General features: G+C 66.6%; 5 protein-coding genes and 1 pseudogene. 1 reads left to right on the top strand and 5 read right to left on the bottom strand.

What is annotated here, in order from left to right; genetic code table 11:
• The 5 genes and pseudogenes from NFW05_RS12190 to NFW05_RS12170 all read right to left on the bottom strand — a co-directional run.
• A pseudogene (locus tag NFW05_RS12190) lies at positions 1-542 on the bottom strand (hypothetical protein); the annotation flags it as partial.
• 321 nt (positions 543-863) lie between these two features.
• On the bottom strand, positions 864-1,889 hold the full coding sequence (locus NFW05_RS12185) for an AI-2E family transporter (RefSeq protein ID WP_295307078.1): 1,026 nt from the start codon (positions 1,887-1,889) through the stop codon (positions 864-866).
• Between the two features lie 2 nt (positions 1,890-1,891).
• Positions 1,892-2,677: a glutamate racemase gene (murI, locus tag NFW05_RS12180; RefSeq protein WP_295307076.1), complete on the bottom strand. Its 786-nt coding sequence runs from the start codon at positions 2,675-2,677 to the stop codon at positions 1,892-1,894.
• 177 nt (positions 2,678-2,854) lie between these two features.
• Entirely contained in the window at positions 2,855-4,378 is a 1,524-nt protein-coding gene (locus NFW05_RS12175) for a fumarate hydratase (RefSeq protein ID WP_295307073.1), read from the bottom strand.
• 76 nt (positions 4,379-4,454) lie between these two features.
• Entirely contained in the window at positions 4,455-5,000 is a 546-nt protein-coding gene (locus NFW05_RS12170) for a TIGR00645 family protein (protein ID WP_295307070.1), read from the bottom strand.
• 258 nt (positions 5,001-5,258) lie between these two features.
• Here NFW05_RS12170 and acs point away from each other — a divergent pair, with 258 nt between their 5' ends.
• The gene (gene acs, locus NFW05_RS12165) at positions 5,259-7,223 is read left to right on the top strand and encodes an acetate--CoA ligase (protein ID WP_295307067.1); all 1,965 of its coding nucleotides are present in this window, start codon (positions 5,259-5,261) and stop codon (positions 7,221-7,223) included.
• Positions 7,224-7,586 lie beyond the last annotated feature (363 nt).

The following is a 7,586-nucleotide window of genomic DNA, read 5'->3' as shown; positions in this document are numbered from 1 at the left end:
AGCAAGGCGTTGACTCCGGTAAAGTCGTAGGCCGAGTCGTTCCAGCCGGGATTGAAGCCGAGGTTCGAGCCGAAGCTCAGCTGATTGGCCGTCGATGCCGACTGGTCGCTGGTCAGGAAGTTGTCGTAGGTCTGCGAGTAGACCAGCACCCCGTCGACGCTGATGTTCAGGTAGTCGGGCGAGGTGGTTCCACCCGCGGGTGTGCTGCCGTCCCAGCTGTCGATGATCGCCAGCAGGAAGCCGAGGTTGAGGCTGCTGTGCGCCGGCAGGCCACTGACGCTGAAGGTCGCCGGGCCGGCGGGATTCCCGCCATCATAGTTCCACACCATCTGCGTGTTGAATCCGAGACCGGGAGCCTGGTAGCCTGCGGGGGTCGGCTCGATGAGGTTGCCGCCGCTCCCCGGCACGCTGGCGAAACAGGAGTTGAAGCAGGTGGTGAAGCCCCCGCTCCAGCCGAACACGGGGATCGTCGCGGCCTCGGTCGGCGCGGTGACTGAGAGGAGGCCGGCGGTGGCCAGCAGGGCGGCGATTTTCTTGTTCATGGGGGACCTCGCGAAAGCGTTGATGGGTTGGGGCAAAGTCCCCCAAGCACGCTTCATGCCAGGTCTTGAAGTGCCTGATCTAATTCCAACTCTGGAAGTTTTTCAGCGTCTGCTGTAAAGAAATCCGACAGGAGGCCGGGAGGCAGCGGCGAAGCGGGTCGCCGGCTCGGGCCGGTCTTGCGAACCCGGCAGCCGATCCGTCTGGCAGCATGCTGGCCCAGGCTGTTGGGCGGTGCGTCGTGCGTCCCGGAAGTTCGGACGGGGTCCGCTGCGCGGCCGGTCCGGGGTGTGGCCGGCTCGCGGCGACTGCTTGATGGCTGCTCAGATCAGTCGCCGGCTGGCCAGTTCGTCCTTGAGCCAGGCGTAGCAGATCGGTGCGGCGACGAGACCGGCGAGGCCGAAAACGCTCTCCATCAGCAGCATCGCGGTGAGCAGTTCCCAGGCCCGGGCGCTGATCTGGGCACCGACGATGCGCGCGTTGAGGAAGTACTCGAGCTTGTGGATGAGGACCAGGTAGACCAGCGACGAGACGGCGACGCCAGGCGAGTGGGCGAGGCTGACGACGACGACGACCGTATTCGAGATCAGGTTGCCGATGACTGGCAGGAGTCCGGCGACGAAGGTCACGGCGATCATCGTCTTGGTCAGCGGCAGGTGGACGCCGAACAGCGGCAGGACGACGGTCAGGTACAGGCCGCTGAACACCGTGTTCAGCGCCGAGATGCGCAGCTGCGCGAAGACGACCCGCCGGAAGGCTTCGCCGAGGCGGAAGGCGCGCTGACCGAGTGCCCGCGCCAGCGGGCCGATGTCCTGGTGGCTGCCGGCTTCGCGCAGCGAGAGCATCGCGCCGATGACCATGCCGATCAGCAGGTGTGCGAGAACGTGACCGGTCTGCTTGCCGATCAGCTGTACTTCGCTCGAATGTTCGCGCAGCCAGTGGCTGGCGCGCTCACGCAGCGCCTCGCTGCCTCTCGGCAGCAGGTCGGCGAGCCACGGCGGCAGGGTCGCGCGCGAACTCTCGATGATTTCGGCCATCCGCGCGAGCAGCGTGGAAAGGCTGCCCCCCTCGCTGTTGACGAAAGCGACGAGCGCGACCGCAGCCGCGCCGATGGCTCCGAGCACGGTCAGCGCGACGAAGCCGACGGCCATCCCGCGCGCTCGCGTGCTCGAGAGATGACGCGCGAAGACCGGCGCGAGCACATGGACGAGCTCAAAGACGAGCAGTCCGGCGATCAGCGCGGGAAGCAGGTGCACCGTGAGGACCGTCAGCATCGCCAGGGCGGCGATCACCCACGATGCCCAGTCGCAGGCAGTCGGCGGGCCTGGACGGTCGTCGATTTCGGCCATGCTCAGGCGAGCACGAGATTCACCGGAGTGCTCAGGCGCCGGCCGAGCCAGCCGAGGCCGAGCGCCGGCAACGCGGCCTGAAGACGCTCGGGCTGGGCGCTCGCGAGCAGCGTCAGGCGACCCTCGCCAGACGCCTCGGCACCGGCCAGGCGAACGCACTGACGCGCGACGGCTTCGGCGACATCGACGAGCGTCGCCCGGCCGTCGACGACGGTCTCGAGCGCGGGGCGCAGGAACGCGTAGTGCGTGCAGCCGAGGACGATCTGGTCGACGCCCTCGGCGAGCAGCGGCGCGAGGTGGCGGCGCGCTTCATCGACGAACTCGGGGTCGGCGAGGCGCAGGCTCTCGACTCGTGTGGCCCAGCCGGGGCAAGCTTCGACGCGGACCTCGACGTGGCCCGCGTGGTGGCGGATCAACTGGGCGAGGCGCTCGCTGCGCGCGGTCGACTCGGTAGCCAGGACGGCGATGCGCCCGCTGCGCGACTGCGCGGCGGCCGGCTTGACGCCGGGCTCGACGCCGACGACGGGGACGTCGTCGAATGTCTCGCGAAACGCGGCGACGGCCGCGGCGGTCGCCGTGTTGCAGGCGACGACGATCATCCCGCAGCCCTGGTCGACGAGGTGGCTGCCGATTCGGATGACCCGCCGGCGGATGTAGGCGTCGTCCTTGTCGCCGTAAGGCAGGTGCGCCGTGTCGGCGAGGTACACGAGGTCGGCGCGGGGCAACTCGCGGGCGACCGCGGCGAGGACCGAGAGGCCGCCGAGTCCGCTGTCGAAGACGCCGATCATCGGTCAGCGTGCGGCGACGGCCACGGCTTGGAGGACGAAGCCGTGGGCGGCCATCCTCACGTCCCGGCAGGCGCGCACCGGCGTCGTGCGCTGCGCTTCGCTGTCCATCATGGTCATCGCCTCCCGCAAATGGCAAGCCGGCCAGCGGCCGGCTTGCCGGAGGTCATCGGGAACTGCTCAGACAACGGCGACCGGGATCTTGCCGATCCGGCGTTGCCATTCCTTCGGGCCGGTTTCGTGGACCGAAGTACCCGTCGAGTCGACCGCGACGGTCACCGGCATGTCCCTGACGTCGAACTCGTAGATCGCTTCCATGCCGAGGTCGGCGAAGCCGACGACCTTCGCCGCGCGGATCGCCTTGGCCACCAGATAGGCCGCACCGCCGACGGCCATCAGGTACGCCGAACGGTGCTTGCGGATCGCCTCGATGGCCACCGGGCCGCGCTCGGCCTTGCCGACCATGGCGATCAGCCCAGTCTCGGCGAGCATCATTTCGGTGAACTTGTCCATGCGCGTCGCCGTCGTCGGTCCGGCGGGGCCGACGACCTCGTCGCGGACCGGGTCGACGGGGCCGACGTAGTAGATCACCCGGTTGGTGAAGTCCACCGGCAGCTTCTCGCCGCGCGCGAGCATGTCCTGAATCCTCTTGTGTGCCGCGTCGCGGCCGGTGAGCATCCGGCCGTTGAGCAGCAGCGTCTGACCGGGCTTCCACGAGGCCACTTCGGCCGGGGTCAGCGTGTCGAGATCGACCCGCGTCGAGGTTTCGGTGTCCGGCACCCAGTTGACCTTCGGCCACTGTTCGAGGTCGGGCGGCTCGAGCACCGCCGGCCCCGAGCCGTCGAGGTGGAAATGCACGTGACGGGTCGCCGCGCAGTTCGGGATCATCGCCACCGGCAGGCTCGCCGCATGCGTCGGGTAGTCGAGGATCTTCACGTCGAGCACGGTGGTCAGACCTCCGAGCCCCTGCGCGCCGACGCCGAGGGCATTGACCTTGTCATAGAGCTCGATGCGCAGTTCCTCGACGCGGTTCGCCGGCCCGCGGGCGATCAGTTCGTGGATGTCCACCGGCGCCATCAGTGCTTCCTTGGCCAGCAGCATCGCCTTCTCGGGGGTCCCGCCGATGCCGATGCCGAGGATTCCCGGAGGGCACCAGCCGGCGCCCATCGTCGGCACGGTCTTGAGCACCCAGTCGACGATCGAGTCCGACGGGTTCAGCGCGTAGAACTTCGACTTGTTCTCCGAGCCGCCGCCCTTGGCCGCGCAGATGACCTCGACGTGGTGACCCGGAACGATCTCGTAATGGACGACGGCCGGGGTGTTGTCGCGCGAGTTGCGCCGTGCACCGGCCGGGTCGAGGAGCACCGAGGCGCGCAGCTTGTTGTCCGGATGATTGTAGGCCCGGCGCACTCCCTCGTCGCACATCGCCTGCAGCGACAGCGTGGCGTCCCAGCGGACGTCCATGCCGACCTTGAGGAAGATCACCGCGATCCCGGTATCCTGGCAAATCGGCCGGTGCCCTTGGGCACACAGGCGGCTGTTGGTCAGGATCTGGGCGATTGCATCCCTGGCCGCCGCGCTCTGCTCGCGTTCGTACGCTGCGCCGAGCGCCCGGATGTAGTCGAGTGGATGGTAGTAGCTGATGTACTGGAACGCGTCGGCAACGCTCTGGATGAAGTCTTCCTGCTTGATGGTGGTGGTCATGTCAGGCTCTCTGTGGGTGGTCGCGGGCGTCCCCGCTGCGGGTGTGCTCGGCCGGTCTGGCGGTCTCCCGATCGGCTCAGTGGCCGGCGCCGGGGGCCGGCCTGGCCAGTGCCAGCGTCTGGGTCATCACCCGGTCGACCCACGCCATGGCCAGCGCCGAAAACAGGAACAGCGCATGGATGAGCACCTGCCACTTGATCGTGTGCTCGTTCATGTTCTCGGCGTTGATGAAAGTCTTCAACAGGTGGATCGACGAGATGCCGACGATCGCCGTCGACAGCTTGATCTTGAGCACGCCGGCGTTGACGTGTGAGAGCCATTCGGGCTGGTCCGGGTGACCTTCGAGATCGAGACGCGAGACGAACGTTTCATAGCCGCCGATGATCACCATGATCAGCAGGTTGGCGATCATCACCACGTCGATCAGTCCGAGGACGACGAGCATCACCTCGGTCTCGCTGATCCTCGTCGTGCTGAAGAACAGGTTCTGGATCAGGTGCGACAGTTCGAGCATGAACAGATACACGTACACGCCCTGGGCAATGATCAGCCCGAGGTAAAGCGGCGCCTGCAGCCAGCGGCTCCAGAAAATGAAGCCTTCGAGTCTGTTGATCGTACTCATTCAAGTTCACGCACGAGAACCAGGGACGCGTGATTCTATCACCAAAGCGGGCTCCCCCGGCCGGCCGGGAAGGCGCCGGCGTAAGTAGCGTGTAAGATTGACGGGGTCTAATCCCGGTGCTTGGCGCGACGCACAAGTGCTTCACCGATGGCGCGGCCGCCCGCGACGGTGTCGCGCTCAATGTGTCTTCCAGTCTGGTCATCGCTGCTCGCCGCATCGATTTCTTGAGTCCACCAATTCACACAGAGGAGATGGAAGATGTCACTGAATGAGGCCGTGAAATTTTTCGAGCCTTCCGCCGACTTCGTCAAGCAGGCGACGATTTCCGGAATGGGCGCGTACAAGGCGCTGTGCGCCGAGGCGGAAAGGGATTACACGGGCTACTGGGCACGCCTCGCACGCGAACATGTGTCCTGGAAGACGCCTTTCACCCAGATCCTCGACGAGTCGAATGCCCCGTTCTTCAAGTGGTTCCCCGACGGTACGCTGAACGTCTCGTACAACTGTCTCGACCGCAATATCGAGGCCGGTCTCGGCGACAAGGTGGCGATCGTCTTCGAGGCCGACGACGGCGCCGTTCGCAGGGTGACTTACCGTGAGCTCCTCTCCGAGGTGTGTCGTTTGGCCAACGGGCTGCGCGCTCGCGGTGTCCGGAAGGGGGACCGGGTCCTGATCTACATGTCGATGGGTGTCGAAGGCATCGTCGCCATGCAGGCCTGTGCGCGCATCGGCGCGATTCACTCGGTCGTTTTCGGGGGATTCTCCGCCCAGTCGGTCCGCGACCGGATCAACGACGCCGGTGCAGTCGTCGTCATCACCGCCGATGAGCAGTGCCGCGGGGGCAAGAATCCTCCGCTGAAGCCGGCGGTCGACGAGGCGATCGCGCTCGGTGGCTGCGAATCGGTCCGGGACGTGATCGTCTTCCGGAGGACCGGAGGGCCGTGCAACATGGTCGCCGGCCGGGACATCTGGTGGGACGACGTGATTGCCGGTCAGCCTGACTTCTGCGAGCCCGAGTGGGTGGAGGCGGAGCACCCGCTCTTCCTGCTCTATACCTCCGGGTCCACCGGCAAGCCGAAGGGCGTGCAGCACTCGACCGGTGGCTATCTGTTGCACGCCATCGTGACCACCAAGTGGACCTTCGATATCAAGCCGACCGATCTCTTCTGGTGCACGGCCGATATCGGCTGGGTGACCGGACACACTTACATCGCCTACGGCCCGCTGGCCTGCGGCGCGACCGAAGTGGTCTTCGAGGGCATCCCGACGTATCCGGACGCCGGCCGCTTCTGGAAGATGATCCAGGACCACCGGGTCAGCATCTTCTATACCGCTCCGACAGCGATCCGCTCGCTGGTCAAGGCGGCCGACGCCAATCCGGCGGTGGCACCGACGCGCTATGATCTGTCGTCGCTGCGGCTGCTCGGCACGGTTGGCGAGCCGATCAACCCGGCGGCCTGGCAGTGGTACTACGACAGCGTCGGCGGTGGTCGCTGCCCGATCGTCGATACCTTCTGGCAGACCGAGAGCGGTGGGCACATGATCACACCGTTGCCCGGAGTCACGCCGCTCGTTCCGGGTTCCTGCACGCTGCCGTTCCCGGGAATTCAGGCGGCGGTCGTCGACGAGACGGGGACCGAGCTCGACTGGGGCAAGGGCGGACTGCTGGTCGTCAAGAAGCCCTGGCCGGGGATGATCCGCACGATCTGGGGTGATCCCGAACGCTTCAGGAAGTCGTACTATCCCGACGATTTCGCCGGCAAACTGTATCTGGCCGGCGACGGATCGATTCGTGACGTCAACACCGGCTACTTCACGATCACCGGACGGATCGACGACGTGCTGAACGTCTCGGGTCACCGGATGGGGACGATGGAGATCGAGTCGGCGCTCGTCTCGCACCCGATGGTCGCCGAAGCGGCGGTCGTCGGTCGCCCGGACGATCTGACCGGCGAGGCGATTTGCGCGTTCGTCGTGCTCAAGGGCCCGCGGCCGACCGGCGAAGCGGCGAAGAAGATGATCAAGGAGCTGCAGGATCACGTCGGGCACGAGATCGGGCCGATCGCCAAGCCCAAGGACCTGCGCTTCGGTGAAAACCTGCCGAAGACGAGGTCGGGCAAGATCATGCGGCGTCTCCTGCGGGCGCTGGCCAAGGGCGAGACGGTCGCTCAGGACGTCTCGACCCTCGAGAATCCGGCGATTCTCGACCAGCTCAAGGGCTGACACAGCCGTCGCCGGGTGGCCCGCGAGCGGTCCTCAGCGCGCGGGCTCCCGGACATGCGATCATCGGCTCGCTCGCCGGCCCGCAGCTGGCGGGCCATCGATTCCGAGCCATCCGTCCGGCCAGCGAACCGCTGGCCTCGTCGTCTCGCCGGATCGCCGAACGGGGACCGGGTCGACGCGCAGGCTGCCGGGGAGAACACCGGCAGAGTTCGGGGAACCGCGATGAGCAACCGCGCAGCCGAGACGCTGATCTCGGCAGGCATCCGTTTCCTGCAGGCCTTTCCGCCTTTCGATCAGATGGAGGAGGCGGCGCTGCGTTTTCTCGCCGAGCATGTTTCCCTCGCCCACTATCCCAAGGGCTCA

Source organism: Accumulibacter sp. (assembly GCF_023806625.1).
Classification (GTDB): domain Bacteria; phylum Pseudomonadota; class Gammaproteobacteria; order Burkholderiales; family Rhodocyclaceae; genus Accumulibacter.
This window is presented reverse-complemented; position numbering and strand designations above follow the sequence as displayed.